The organism is Chroococcidiopsis sp. CCALA 051, assembly GCF_003015105.1.
GTDB lineage: Bacteria > Cyanobacteriota > Cyanobacteriia > Cyanobacteriales > Chroococcidiopsidaceae > Chroococcidiopsis > Chroococcidiopsis thermalis.
In genome coordinates this window covers 1-13,516 of the sequence record NZ_PYCI01000169.1, presented here as the reverse complement: position 1 = coordinate 13,516, position 13,516 = coordinate 1, and the positions used below count along the sequence as shown (strand labels likewise).

Genomic DNA, 13,516 nt, shown 5'->3' with positions numbered 1-13,516 from the left:
TTGATTAAATCTCATCCCAACTACCAAAGTCTACGTTCCTACGGCACTATCGCCGCCTGATTCTGTCCGATGTATTGTGAATATAGTTCATCGTTGGTGCAGGGACGTTAGGATCGAGGATGAGAGTTCGAGCTTGAAACTTCCAATTTTCGCCAAATTTCACGAATCGATCTTCGTATAATCCAGTTCTAACGATTGTGGCGGGAATACTCTGGATATTCATGGCGATGACATAACATCCTCCTTTAGCACCTCCGAAATCAGATTCGATCAGGAGGTTATTGTTCCAGTGCCGAGTAGTTTGCACGTCAGGAAAGGCATTGTAAGTATTGATTAACTCCTGCGTCCCTGTCGCCTGTACTATAACTGTCCCATCCGCGCTCGTTAGCGAGAATATACCATCAGGCGTGAATGTATCTGCCCATTTAGCAGCGTTATTGCCTTCTTTGAGGGCATCAAGAGTATAGAAATAGTTGCTATTGAGCTGCTGAATCGCCAAGATATCGTTGGATGACAGGGCTCTCTTAGGAGTCTGGGCAGAGAGCTGCAAGGGATTAAAACTACTCAAAACTAGTGCTGAGAGTCCAGCTCCGGTTACAAGCAACATTCTTCGTCTTGTAATTTTCTGTTGTCGCCTGCTTTGATAGTCCGCCTCTTGATGCATAAAATCTCTCTTCCTAGTACGACAAATCTTACTGCCCACACCTAACGCCGATCGCATTTGGATGAACGTTACCTTCTAAGATCAGCTCAATTAAAAATGGTCCTTGATGGGATAAAGCTTGTTTGATGGCGGGGGCAATCTCTTCTGGCTGCTCGACTCGGACTGCTGCAACTCCCATTGAACGTGCTATTTCGTCAAAGCGAATGGTTGGCTTAGATAAATCAAAGCACAAGGGAAAATCATGCTCTGCAATACCCTGCTCCTTCCAGTAAGCTTGGATATTCAACTGTAAGATTCGGTAAGACCTGTTATTACAGACGATGAACTTAGCATCTACGTTATGGCGAGCGGCTGACCAAAGAGCCTGAATAGTATACATAGCCCCACCGTCACCTGTTAACCCAATGACGGTCTTATCGGGGTTAGCAAGTTTTACACCGATCGCCCCAGGTATTCCTACACCTAAGGAACCACCACGAGTCAAGAAGTAGTGTCCTGGTTTCGTTGTCGGTCTATAGCGTGTAACCGCAGGGGAGTTAGTTAAAGCTTCATCAAAGATAATGGCATCTTCTGGTAATTGAGTTGCCAGTTCTGCCATAAACCGAGATAAATGCAGAGGTACGGCATCCCATACAGCGCGATCGCGTGCCAACTCACTTTCATGTTTGGCTATTTTAGCTTGAGTAATTTCAGTAGTTCGAGCCTTAGCAGATTCTTTCTGTTCTGTTGTCATGATTGCTTCAAGAATATTCGCCAGCTTCGCAATGGTCAGTTGAGGATCGCTGACTATCCCAAGATCGACAGGGTGATTTTTAGCAATCTCATAGGCATTGAGATCGATGTGGATCGCCTTTGCACCAGGAGCAAAGATATTACCCCTTTCAGGGAAAACCTCTGGCAAAAGGTAAGTGCCACAAACTAAATTGACATCTCCCTTAGACGTAATCGGCAAGCTGCGATCGCCAAACATATGTCCTGTTGCACCCTGATACAGGGGATGGGCATGGCTCATGTTCAACTCACCAGCATCTGCTTCCCATACCTCTGCACCTAAGAGTTCGGCAACGCGAGCCAGTTCATCCTGCGCCCCAGAAAAAGCAACTCCATCTCCCACAAAAATCATCGGCTTTTGAGCCGCTGCTAGCATTGTGGCTCCAGTCTTGAGCGTTGCTTCATCTGGCATAACTTTGGTGGAGGGAAACGAAGTTGGTCTTACTTCCTCAACCACAGGAGCATCCAAAACATCCTGTGGCAAGCAAACATACACTGGTCCGGTTGGAGGAGTGGTTGCAATCTTGATCGCCCGCCGCAGCACCCGTAGGAGCGAGGATGGTTCCATTACCATCGTTGACCATTTGGTAACAGGCTTAGCGAAAGCCACTAGATCGCCTGCCATTTGAGCGTCCATTGCTTGATACTTGATTCCAGCATCTCCACCGATAACCACTAGTGGAGAGTGACCCCGCTTTGCCTGGTAAAGCGCTCCGATCGCATTCCCTAAACCAGGAGTACTGTGTATCTGCACGACTGTAGGCTTCCGAGTTGCTCGCGCGTAACCATCAGCCACCATCACTGCAACAGTCTCTTGCAGCGTCAAAATGTATTTCAGATCTGGGTATTCCCAAAGGGCATCAAGAAAACCCTGTTCAACTGTACCGGGGTTACCAAATATGTAACGGATGCCATCTGCCAGAAATTGCTCCAGAATTGCAAAACGTCCAGTTTTATTAATCATCAATTCCGCCTTGTGCAGAACCTATAGCTTTTTCAGCGTTTTCCTCACCGCTACCAACCGTAGCGAGTCAGTCCCTTCTCCAACACTTGCACCAAGATGCGACCGCACTCGCGAGAAGATGCAGTTGAGCGACTGGTGATGAAGGGATAGTCAACAAGAACCGATGTCTGATGTCCTACATTACCAATAAAAGCACCATCCAATCCCACAGCATCGCGAAGGATGAACTCTAGTGGGTAGAAGGGAGGACCAAAGTTAATGTATCCGTCTCCAAATCCTCTATTAGAGCCATCAACCCCATGAAAACCTTCAAAGCCCGTACCATCTAAGTAATCATAGTCAATGGGATGACCCGTGACGTGCTTGCCCCAGATCAAGCTCCTTTTCTCTCTAAAGTCTCGTGCAAATGCCAGACAAGCAACACCGTAGCACTCGGCTGCAATTGGCTTATTGAGCTTATAAAAGCCAAGAATCAGCTCGTGCAGTCTCTGATTATTTGCTAGATCGATCATTGCTCCACTACCACCGACGATCGCGAGAGCATCATACTCTCCCAGTTCCTCGGCAACGATCTTATCGATCTTCATGTAGTAAGCTTCCATATCTCTGAGATAAGTTGGAGAGCTAGGATAAGGTCGCTGAGGTATCCAACTTACAAGATTTTTGGGTCGGTCTAATCGATTTGACTCATTCACTTGCCGCGTTTTTTCAGCCATTTCTTCCGAGGTCACTGACCTACCCAAGGGTGGATCGATGTAACCTGGCGAGCAACTGACTGATAATGGAGTTGGCTTCTTTCCAGTCGGAGTTAGAAATGTGATGTCATATCCGGCAGCGTCACATGCCTCTAACGGACCAATTAGTTCTTCTCCCCAATAACCCCACTCTGATAGCACCAACAGAATTTTTTTCACGACTTCTTCTCCGGTTACATAGTTTGCTGTGACAGAGCGAACTTCGCTAGGAGCGATGGCTAATAACTTGTACCCCTCCTGAGGCAGTCACGTAGTATTGATTAACTGAGCTTAGAATCAACCAAATTAGGCAATGAGTAAAAGACACAGCTCAATCACTGTCAATTACTGGATATCGCGCCTACAGTCGAGAGGTGTAATAAATTTAGATGTTTATGAACGTAAGAGCTTCGCATTAAACTTGAATTTACGTTTGTGTGAAAATTGAAAGGTAGAATTGCGAAAATAGAGCATAAAAAAAGAGCGTTTCAGTTTCAGGTATAGTCGTAGTTTCATTAAAAATTTATGCTGAAATAGCTACAGCTACTACACAATGGTTGCAGCAAATATTTTATATCTAATTCAACTACTTCTTTCTATCTAGTTAGAATTCATCTTGTTCTTACGTTTTTTTAAAGTTGTAACTCGTTCGCTAAAAATGATATTCGCACGAATGAAATTAGTAATGCTAGCTCAAGCCATTACTAAAATAGAACTCACTCCTTTATTTAATTCATACTTGTTTTTTGTATTTGCAGCCTAATTTCATAAAAAAATCATGCTGTAACCATATTCTTTTAATGCTAGAAACTAGTGCTAAACCTATAGCGATGATAAAAAAGATATCTCCAATTGAATCAAAGTTTCCTCGTAACTTATTGTATTTCAAGATCGTTTATTTTGATTGAATTTCATAGTTTTTTAATAACTGAAACTTTGCTTTAGTAGTTCAGATAGTCTCTATCATTTTAGTAAAAGTCTTTGTCAATTCTCTTCAGAAATTGCCTGAGCTAAGAGACTATTTTGTTTGGTTTTCAAGCGCTCTAAATTATTTTCAGCTTCTGGCGTAATGTAGGTCAGCTAAATATCGGCAATTAGCAATAGATAATATTGCCAAAAAACCAAAGGGTTTAGTCAATACTTTTATATTTTTAAGCGAAAATACGCTTAAGCCTCAACTTCAGCTGCTAACAAATATCGTTTTGATTAAATTAGAGCTTAATTAAGTTTTATTCATTTTTGACCGAAGTTTATTTGACTTTGTTCTGAAAAGAGCTAAGTAATTTCTAAGCCGTTGAGAGCTTTAATCTAAAAATATATTTAGATCTCAACTCAACATTCAGTTTTAGAAAATATTGTGAATTGATTGTTGTTAAAAAACTCAGTCAAGGCACGACTTAAGTTTTCTCTATCGTTCACTCTAAATCATTCTCTCTTTTATGCTGAAATAATTTCACATTTAGTAATAATATACCAATTGCTTATATAGTTTTATTGGCACTATTAAACTAGTGTCATTTGCACTCGATAGCTTTGTTTAAAATTACACCAGAAGGATTGTATCTTTTAGAAAGACATACAAATTCTTCACCATTAATCGAGCCGTACAGCCTAGCAAAGAAATATTGAAGCTAGTGAGACTCTCAAGTAATTATAATTGTGACTTCTAACAAACGGTCACTACTTTTGGCAACACAACCTGTGATACGTGGCGCGACAACGTACCTTACTAGTTGATACCATTAGCAAAAAGAGCGATCGCATCTCTTGAGCAGATTTGCAGAAACACTATGGCAAAGCGTAAGAAAACCAATCTCCAGTGGATCAAAGAAACGCTTGAACTAAAGCCCGACCATCGTTGGGAAGCACCATCGAGTTACAAAATTTTTGTCGCAGATCGGGGGGCTGTTCGCTTTAACGTTCCCCAGAATTGGATTTTTGAGCCACAAGAAAGTTCGTTCAAGTTTCGCGATCGCAAACCGCCCAACGATGATTGCTGTCTGGAAATGTCTTTCAATCGCTTGCCACCGCGTGATTGGAGCCTGTTTCCACTAAAATCTACCTTGAAGAAGATCGTAGAAGACGACAGCCGTGACGTTATTGCTAAGGGAGAAATTGTTACCCTCAAGCGTCAAACTGCCAGAATTGTGTGGACGGAGATTAAGTTTATCGACACCCAGGAAGAACCGCGCGACGCTTTCTCGCGGACTTGCATCGGTTTAGGGTCAAACGTTCAATGCTTGATTACATTCGATTATTGGGCAGACCAAGCAGAACAGTTAACACCCGTTTGGGATGAAGTGATGCGATCGCTCACTTTAGGGCTGTATATCCGCGACCCATTGACTGGTTTGGCTTTCCCAGACTGAACCACAGGTATGAATCGCGACGAATACATACCGTAGGGGCGCATAGCTATGCGCCCCTACAATTGCGCCCCTACAATGATTTTCTGTTAACGAACTGCTTTGAGGGCTTCGTACAGTAAGCTGTATCGCTCGAATGCTGCTTCGTATGCAGGGTTTGCTTCTGGCAGTACGACTTTATTATCCTGGGGTAGGATCTCAAACGCCGCCTCTAAATCTGGATGCGCGCCAACTCCTACCATTGCTAGAATAGCAGCTCCATAAGCGGCTCCTTCTTCTGAAGAAGGAGCCATCAGTTCTGCTTGTAAAATGTCTGCCAGAATCCGCAACCAAGTGTTAGATCTCGCGCCTCCACCCGTTGCTAAGAGTTGATGAACGGGCGTAATCTCACTAACGATCTCCATTGCCGTTCGCAAGCTAAATGCAACCCCCTCTAAAACGGCACGAACCAAATCTGCCTGTGTATGAGCCAACGACAGGTTAACCCAAGCCCCGCGAGTATCAGGATCGAGGTAGGGGCTGCGTTCTCCTGCTAAATGGGGTAGAAATAGCACTCCACGCGCACCAGGTAGCGATCGCTCTGCCATCTCCATCAAATCGGTAAAGGCAAGCTTTGAGGCAAATGTATCTTTGTACCATCGCAGCGCCCCACCAGCCGCTAGCGTTACTCCTAGTAAGTGATAGCCACCGTCAGCATGGCAAAACAAATGTACTCGCCCTTCAGGATCGGGAATCGGGCGATCGCACGGGACAAAAATAACGCCCGATGTACCGATACTGAGACTGCCTCGGTTTAAATGACTAGACGAAATACCCAAGCCAATCGCCGCCGCTGCATTGTCACCACCACCCGCAACCACAGGTAATCCAGCAGGTAATCCCGTACGACTAGCTATTTCCGATTTCAACCGTCCGGCGATCGCGGTGGATTCAACTACGGCAGGAAATAGCCCTAGATCGATCTCCAAGGCATTCAGTATGTCTGCATCCCATTGCCGCTGCGCTAGATTCAAACATCCCGTACCGGATGCGTCAGAAGGCTCTGTCACTGCCTCCCCTGTCAGCACGTATCCAAGATAGTCTTTTGGCAAAAGAATCTGCTGTAGGCGATCGTATGCCTGCGGTTCTGCTGTCTGCAACCACACCACCTTCGGCAGTTGAAAACCTGTAATTGCTGGATTTCCCGTGCGTTGAATTAACTCTTGTCGCCCAATTGCAGTTTCAATGGCATCAACCGCTGTACCCGTGCGCTGGTCGTTCCACAAAATTGCTGGTCTAATCGCTTTACCATCTGCATCGAGCGAAACCATACCATGCATTTGTCCAGATAAACCCAGGGCGATCGCTGAATGTCCGTTTAGCCTTTGCGTCAGATCTGACAGGGCTTCTAGACTAGCTGCAACCCAATCAGCAGGGCTTTGCTCAGTCCAACCAGGTTGTGGTGTTAACAGGGGATAGCTTCTCGTCGTCTGCGCGATCGGTTGCCCTTGGAGATCGACGGCGATCGCTCGCACCCCTCCCGTACCCAAATCTAAACCAATAACAACGTCAGCCAACCGCTTTTTCCCAAATTCACAAATCCTATCTTAGCGATTTTAAAATGGCGATCGATTTAAGCTCAGAAGAGAAATAAAATATTACCTCTGAAGCCAACGCCAATAATAGCGATTCCACTGATAAATTCCCTGAATTTCATACTCCATACCCGTATTTATTAAACGAATGATGCAACTAGTAATAATATCTTCACCATTACGAACCTCGTTAACTTGAAGCACGGTACAGACAAACCATTGACGGCTGCAAGGTCCTTCATCTTGAACCCACTCCCACAAAGCATTAGAGACCTCAATGCGATCGCCTACTTTCAATTTCATTGGCGGTTCGTCATCAATTTCTACATATTTTTCAAAATGAGATGGTTCGATCCGATTGAGCCAAGATAAGCCAAAGCGATCGCGAATAAATTGGACGCTGCCTGAATCTCGCTCTTGCAGCCAATCGTTCATTAGTTGAACTTTCCAAGGTCGTTCCTGTCGCTCCTTTTCCCTCACAAACTGTAAAAAACTTTGTCGTTGTTCGAGAGTCAATTCGTCTAGAGGATTTATTTCCTGCCACTCCTGACGATTGCTATTTACCAACCCTTCTTTACAGAGTGATTCCAACACCACTTGCCGCAGAATTTGTTGCTGCTGTGGATTCAAAGGGCAATTTATGGCATCGCAGCGGGCGATCGCTGCTTGCAAGGCTGCTTCTATCTCACCTGGAGTCATAGCCAATAGCACGTTACTGCTAATTTCTATTTTCTTAATTATTACAGAGGGGCGAGGAGTGAGGAGACAAGGCAGAGGGGGGAGACAAGGCAGACAAGGAAGAATAATTACCGTCAACTGTCAACCAATTACCCATTACCAACTACCAATTACCACTGGTCACCGATAACTGGTCACTAGTCACTGATTAGGGTAAGCTGAGGTTCTAGTCCCGATTAAGATTACAGTTAAAAATATGCGGCGGATTCTGGCTTTAGTTTTCTCTTGCTTTGTGGGAGCGATCGCCTGGTTTAGCCCCTGGTTATATATACCCCCTGCTCATGCCCTGACTCAAATTAAATTAACTAATCTTGATTATCATGAGTGTCCCGCCGAGCTAGCAGCAGGAGCAGTGACAAGTGGTGGTAACACCAGGGCAGCAAAGTGCTTTATCGTCACTGGTAAAGCTGAAAATTCCACGAATAAAACTGTTTATGATGCTGATATTTTCGGGCGAGTTTACGACGCTAACAACGACCCGATGATTCAAAACCGCACTCGTCTGGGGTCAATTCCCGAAATCCCACCAGGAGTTAGCGATTTTGAAATGCGACTTTCCGTTCCGGCAAATCAACCTTTACCATTACAGTTGAAACAATTTAAAGCAGCAGGTTTTGCTGCCCAAATTCGTAAATAAAAAGGGAACAGGTAACGGGCAAAACTGTTCCTTTTGCCTATTTCCTTCTATAGCCTTTTTCAATTCGATGAAATACAAGATCTGTAGGGGGCGCACAGCTGTGCGCCCCTACGAATGTATCGCATCATAACGAGAATCGTTATATCTTAAAAACCCATTGTCGGAGATCCGCTCAATCCACCGACCAAACTACCCGCCAAATTGAGTAAAAGAATTGCCAAGATGGGAGAAATATCAATCCCACCTAGAGGCGGGATAATTGAGCGAAACAAGTTTAAGTAGGGGTCTGTAATTTGGCTCAACGCTGCGAAAGGCTGATTGTACCAGTCAATACTGGGAAACCAGGTCAGCAAAATCCGAATAATAATGAGAACAGAATAAATTTGGATGAAGGTTGCAAGTGTATTTACCAGCAGCTGGGTTGAACTCATAGATGGGTAACTTTCCTGTCAAATATCAATAGTCACAATTCTTTTCAATCTAACCGATCTTTGCGACTAGCAAAGGAGAGAACTGGTTGAGGGTGACATCATCCGTTAGTATCCGCAACCTGAATAGAATAATACTATTCTAGGGCGCGATGTCTTCTTCTCGGTGCGGGACGCGCTCGGAATCCCCTACTCGTTCCCCATTGACTTGTCCTAACGTCAAGCGTACTTCGTCAATTGTCTCATTCAACTGGGCAATTTTATCTTCTAAGCTGCGGCGGGCAATTTCGATACTTTGTTCCGAAGCAGCTTTAAATTGTCGCCGCGATCGCCTGTTGTTAGATCCGGCTAGATTGGCATTGCGTCGATCTGGATCGGCTGCTTGTTCTGACGATCTTTGGGTAACTAGCAGTGCGCCGATCGCACCTCCTAACACACCTCCTACAATCGTCCCGGCGATAAATCCAGTGCTAAATCCATCACGCTGACTCACAATCTCACCATCCCAAAGAATACGATCCCAGCTGCATCTTACCTTATGTGCTGAACCTTATGTACCGAAGGTGCGATCGCCTGCGTCTCCCAATCCTGGCACGATAAACCCTTGGTTATTCACTCCTTCGTCAATGGTTGCCGTATATATAACCAAGCCGGGATACGCCGCGCTTAATTTTTGTAAAGCTGGGGGAGCGGCAACAATAGAAATAATTCGTGTTAGCGCCGGATCGACTCCCCGTTTGGTCAGTTCGCTCATTGTCATCATAATCGAACCTCCCGTTGCTAACATCGGTTCGGTAATCAACACCCGCGTCCCAGGTGGAAACTGAGCTGGTAATTTATTCAGATAGCAACTTGCTTCCAGCGTTTCTTCATTACGCACCAAACCGAGATGGTAAATTGATGCTAAAGGTAATACAGTTTGCGCTGACTCTAGCAATGCTAAACCCGCTCGTAAAATTGGGACGATCGCGATCGGCACTGTCGGATTAATCATCGTTGCTGGACAAGTAGCCAGAGGCGTTTGCACAGTTAATTCTTCTGTTGGCAACCATTCGCGTACTGCTTCGTAGGTCAACCATCGTCCTAGTTCTGTCATTGCGCTTTTAAATAGCACAGAAGGGGTATCAGCATCGCGAGCAACACCCAACCAATGCTGAATTAACGGGTGGGGAGGAACGTAAACGCGCAGTTGCAATGTCATGAATCTCTAGAAGGCAAGGTGATGCAATTGTTGAATCATCATACTCTGTAGAGACACAAAATTTTGCTAACGGGTAGACACGCGAAATTACTCTCCCTTACATCAGGTAGGTCATCTTGGCAATAGTTGAGAATATCTTGCATTAGTATTGACATTGATTCTCAATCAAGTTTATATTGTTTCTCAAGTGTTCTCCTCTCTTTAAGGATCGGCAGACGGGATTGGTCAGCAAGTGCGGCTAATCCCTGTTTTTTTTGCAGGTACGAGGCAAGAGGCAAGAGGAGGTACACTGTAAAATCAGTGCATTCTTTTTATTGCTCCCTTCATGACTGCTCTTTCTTCCCGACTCCCGACTCCCGACTCCCGTACGGGCGCACAGCCGTGCGCCCCTAACACTTCCCCTATCTTCGATGCCATCATCATCGGCTCGGGCATTGGGGGATTGGTGACAGCAACTCAACTAGCAGCCAAAGGCGCTAAAGTCTTAGTATTAGAACGCTACTTGATTCCTGGTGGTAGTGCGGGATACTTCGAGCGAGAAGGCTACCGTTTTGATGTTGGGGCATCGATGATTTTTGGCTTCGGCACGCAAGGAACGACTAACTTATTAACTAAAGCCTTAGCCGCAGTTGATGTGAGCCTGGAGACAACTCCCGATCCCGTGCAAGTTCAATATCATTTACCCAAAGGTTTAGACTTAAAAGTTCACCGCAATTATGAGAAGTTTTTGCAAGAACTGACAGCCTATTTTCCCCACGAACGCCAAGGCATCCGCAAATTTTACAACGAATGCTGGAAAGTTTTCAACTGTCTCAACAGTATGGACTTGCTGTCGTTAGAAGAACCTCGGTATTTGACGCGAGTTTTCTTTCAGCATCCTTTTTCTTGTCTGGGTTTAGCCAAGTATTTGCCTCAAAATGTTGGCGATGTGGCACGACGTTATATTAAAGACCCGCAACTGTTGCAGTTTATTGACATAGAGTGTTACATCTGGTCGGTCGTTCCTGCCAACATGACACCGATGATTAATGCAGGGATGGTGTTTTCAGACAGACACTATGGCGGGATTAATTACCCCAAAGGGGGTGTGGGTCAAATTGCGCTGAAATTAGTAGAGGGGTTAGAAAAGGCTGGCGGGAAAATTCAGTATGAAGCGAGAGTGACAAATATTCTGACTGAAAACGGACGGGCTGTAGGCGTACAACTGACATCAGGAGAAGTCTATCGTGCCAAGCGCGTTGTTTCTAATGCGACTCGTTGGGATACATTTGAAAAATTACTGCCAGCCGAGAAAATGCCTCCCTCGGAACAGAAATGGCAGCAAAGATATCAAAAATCTCCTGGTTTTCTCAATTTGCACTTGGGAGTTAAAGCAGATGTGTTAGCACCAGGAACCGAATGCCATCACGTTTTATTAGAAGATTGGGACAAGATGGAGGCAGCAGAAGGAACGATTTTTGTTTCGATTCCAACTTTACTAGATCCCCAGTTAGCACCTGATGGATATCATATCGTCCACACTTTTACTCCTAGCTGGATAGAGGATTGGCAAGGATTATCGCCTACTCAGTACGAACAGAAGAAAGAAGATGCAGCCGGACGTGTAATCGATCGCCTCGAAAAGATTTTTCCTGGTCTAGATACAGGTTTAGACTATATGGAGGTAGGCACGCCTCGCACCCATCGCCGCTTTTTAGGACGAGATGACGGGACGTATGGACCCATACCTCAGCGTAAGTTATTGGGATTGTTAGGAATGCCATTTAATCGCACGGCTGTACCTGGGTTGTATTGCGTCGGCGATAGTACATTTCCAGGGCAAGGATTGAATGCAGTCGCGTTTTCGGGGTTTGCTTGCGCTCATCGAATTGCTGTCGATCTGGGATTATAACAGTACAAATAGCAGCATTACGGCAGTTTATCTGATTGCTTTAACTGGGCTTTAGCACGCTGCCAGAGAGCTTCTAATTCTTCTAAAGAGTAATCTGTTAGGGGACGACCTGCTAATGTTTCGACTTGAGATAAGCGCTGAATAAAACGCTGATTTGTACCTTGTAAGGCAGCATCAGGATCGAGATCGTACCACCGCGCTAAATTAATAATGACAAATAGCAAATCTCCCAGTTCTTCTTGTTGCCTTGCAGGAGATTCATGGGCGATCGCCTGTTGAAATTCTGCCAATTCTTCGTTAAATTTTTCCCAGACTCCCTCTACATTGTCCCATTCAAAACCGACTGCCGCAGCTTTGCGCGAAATCTTCATTCCGGCGGTGAGGGGTGGGAGTGTTCGAGCATATCGTAAAAGTTTATTGGTCAGTTTTTCTGCTGCAATTGGCGATTCACCTTTTTCCGCAGCTTTGATTGCTTCCCAATTTTGCCGCACTTGTTCGACGTTTTCTACAGTGACATTGCCAAAGACGTGAGGATGGCGGCGAATTAGTTTTTGGGTAATGCCTTGAGCAACTTCTGCCAAACTAAAATCACCCACTTCTGAAGCAATTTGGGCTTGCAGAACGACTTGTAATAGTAAATCTCCTAGTTCTTCCGCGATCGCATTTTTATCTCCACTCCGAATCGCGTCAACGACCTCATAAGCTTCTTCAGTAACGTAGGGAATTAATGTTTCTGGTGTTTGGACTAAATCCCAAGGACAACCACCATCAGGCGATCGTAATTTGGCTACTACATTAATTAGATCTTGTAAGGTAGCGAGAGTTTTATTATCGGTCATTGGTAATTGGTAATTGGTAATTGGCGAATAAATTACGACTTACGACTTTTCCTTTGCTCCCTCAGCTTCCTCAGCTCCCTGGGCTCCCGCAGCTCTCTTCTATCTCCTGTCTCCTTTTTTCTGACTATTTTGCCACGTTGCGGTGGGAGATTGCGGTTTTTTTGTTTCTGCTGGCGTTTATAGGTAGAATGGCTCCAATCGCTAATAATGTGGCTCATCGCTCCTAATTCTAGTCCGAGACAGAGCGCGATCCATTCGGTGGCATGGTGAGTTAGCGATCGCTTGACCGTTTCCCACCAGGTCTGCCAGTGCCATCCCACATTCCACACAAATTGAGCAATTCCCAAAAAGAAAAGTCCTAAAATACTTAACCAGATAGCAAGGTAGATGAGGCGTAGGATCGTGCCGATCGCGAATCCGTGAGACAGTATGGAACGGTGCTTGACGGTTTTTTGATAAGGTATCCAAATCCAGCGCGCGTAACCCCAACGCTGGTACTGTCGAGAGTAGAGATCCAAGTCGGGACCAAACATCAGCCCGCTGAATAAATATGCCCCTGATAAGATTAATGTAATATTGCCGCTCTGAGTTTGTCCGAAGGCGATCCCGGCAACTACAGGTAAACTCCAGAGAGTGATGCGATCGTGTGTTTGACCAGAGGGCATGGGCTTGTTTTGGGTTAATTATTCGTAATTGGAACAAGGGGGAC

14 protein-coding genes are annotated in these 13,516 nt (G+C 45.2%); 4 read left to right on the top strand and 10 right to left on the bottom strand.

Features of this window, described 5'->3' with window-relative positions:
* Window positions 1-46 precede the first annotated feature (46 nt).
* From C7Y66_RS27280 to C7Y66_RS27270, 3 genes are read right to left on the bottom strand one after another with little or no spacing between them, the layout of a single operon-like run.
* A complete protein-coding gene (locus tag C7Y66_RS27280; RefSeq protein WP_158266006.1) occupies window positions 47-664 on the bottom strand; it encodes a nuclear transport factor 2 family protein in 618 nt (205 codons plus the stop codon).
* A 28-nt stretch (window positions 665-692) separates the two neighbouring features.
* Window positions 693-2,399, bottom strand: coding sequence for a thiamine pyrophosphate-binding protein (locus tag C7Y66_RS27275; protein ID WP_106547980.1), 1,707 nt, complete (start codon window positions 2,397-2,399; stop codon window positions 693-695).
* A gap of 50 nt (window positions 2,400-2,449) precedes the next feature.
* Window positions 2,450-3,313, bottom strand: coding sequence for a type 1 glutamine amidotransferase domain-containing protein (locus C7Y66_RS27270; protein ID WP_106547979.1), 864 nt, complete (start codon window positions 3,311-3,313; stop codon window positions 2,450-2,452).
* A 1,610-nt stretch (window positions 3,314-4,923) separates the two neighbouring features.
* On the opposite strand from C7Y66_RS27270, the gene C7Y66_RS27265 reads away from it, so the two are divergent.
* Complete coding sequence (locus C7Y66_RS27265; protein ID WP_106547978.1) at window positions 4,924-5,502, top strand: hypothetical protein; 579 nt, start codon at window positions 4,924-4,926, stop codon at window positions 5,500-5,502.
* An 86-nt stretch (window positions 5,503-5,588) separates the two neighbouring features.
* On the opposite strand, the gene xylB is transcribed toward C7Y66_RS27265, so the two are convergent.
* Both xylB and C7Y66_RS27255 read right to left on the bottom strand, forming a co-directional pair.
* Window positions 5,589-7,055 (bottom strand): xylulokinase, encoded by a 1,467-nt coding sequence (gene xylB, locus C7Y66_RS27260; RefSeq protein ID WP_106547977.1) that lies wholly within the window; start codon window positions 7,053-7,055, stop codon window positions 5,589-5,591.
* A gap of 81 nt (window positions 7,056-7,136) precedes the next feature.
* The gene (locus tag C7Y66_RS27255) at window positions 7,137-7,772 is read right to left on the bottom strand and encodes a hypothetical protein (protein ID WP_106547976.1); all 636 of its coding nucleotides are present in this window, start codon (window positions 7,770-7,772) and stop codon (window positions 7,137-7,139) included.
* On the opposite strand from C7Y66_RS27255, the gene C7Y66_RS32125 reads away from it, so the two are divergent.
* Together C7Y66_RS32125 and C7Y66_RS27250 are read left to right on the top strand one after the other, a co-directional pair.
* Window positions 7,714-7,941, top strand: a complete 228-nt coding sequence (locus tag C7Y66_RS32125) for a hypothetical protein (protein WP_199197671.1) — start codon at window positions 7,714-7,716, stop codon at window positions 7,939-7,941. The two genes, C7Y66_RS27255 and C7Y66_RS32125, sit on opposite strands and share 59 nt — an antisense overlap.
* A gap of 66 nt (window positions 7,942-8,007) precedes the next feature.
* Window positions 8,008-8,448, top strand: coding sequence for a hypothetical protein (locus C7Y66_RS27250; RefSeq protein WP_015156464.1), 441 nt, complete (start codon window positions 8,008-8,010; stop codon window positions 8,446-8,448).
* Window positions 8,449-8,594: 146 nt separating this feature from the next.
* Here C7Y66_RS27250 and C7Y66_RS27245 read toward each other — a convergent pair whose 3' ends face one another.
* From C7Y66_RS27245 to upp, 3 genes are all read right to left on the bottom strand, one after another.
* On the bottom strand, window positions 8,595-8,879 hold the full coding sequence (locus C7Y66_RS27245) for a YggT family protein (protein WP_015156463.1): 285 nt from the start codon (window positions 8,877-8,879) through the stop codon (window positions 8,595-8,597).
* Between the two features lie 139 nt (window positions 8,880-9,018).
* A complete protein-coding gene (locus tag C7Y66_RS27240; RefSeq protein WP_015156462.1) occupies window positions 9,019-9,369 on the bottom strand; it encodes a hypothetical protein in 351 nt (116 codons plus the stop codon).
* 57 nt (window positions 9,370-9,426) lie between these two features.
* The gene (gene upp / locus C7Y66_RS27235) at window positions 9,427-10,077 is read right to left on the bottom strand and encodes a uracil phosphoribosyltransferase (protein ID WP_106547975.1); all 651 of its coding nucleotides are present in this window, start codon (window positions 10,075-10,077) and stop codon (window positions 9,427-9,429) included.
* A 325-nt stretch (window positions 10,078-10,402) separates the two neighbouring features.
* On the opposite strand from upp, the gene crtH reads away from it, so the two are divergent.
* Window positions 10,403-11,968 (top strand): carotenoid isomerase, encoded by a 1,566-nt coding sequence (gene crtH / locus C7Y66_RS27230; RefSeq protein ID WP_233222873.1) that lies wholly within the window; start codon window positions 10,403-10,405, stop codon window positions 11,966-11,968.
* 17 nt (window positions 11,969-11,985) lie between these two features.
* Here the strand turns inward: crtH and mazG are convergent, their stop codons facing one another.
* Complete coding sequence (mazG, locus tag C7Y66_RS27225; RefSeq protein WP_106547974.1) at window positions 11,986-12,807, bottom strand: nucleoside triphosphate pyrophosphohydrolase; 822 nt, start codon at window positions 12,805-12,807, stop codon at window positions 11,986-11,988.
* A 32-nt stretch (window positions 12,808-12,839) separates the two neighbouring features.
* On the bottom strand, window positions 12,840-13,472 hold the full coding sequence (locus C7Y66_RS27220; RefSeq protein ID WP_106547973.1) for a metal-binding protein: 633 nt from the start codon (window positions 13,470-13,472) through the stop codon (window positions 12,840-12,842).
* Between the last annotated feature and the right edge of the window lie 44 nt (window positions 13,473-13,516).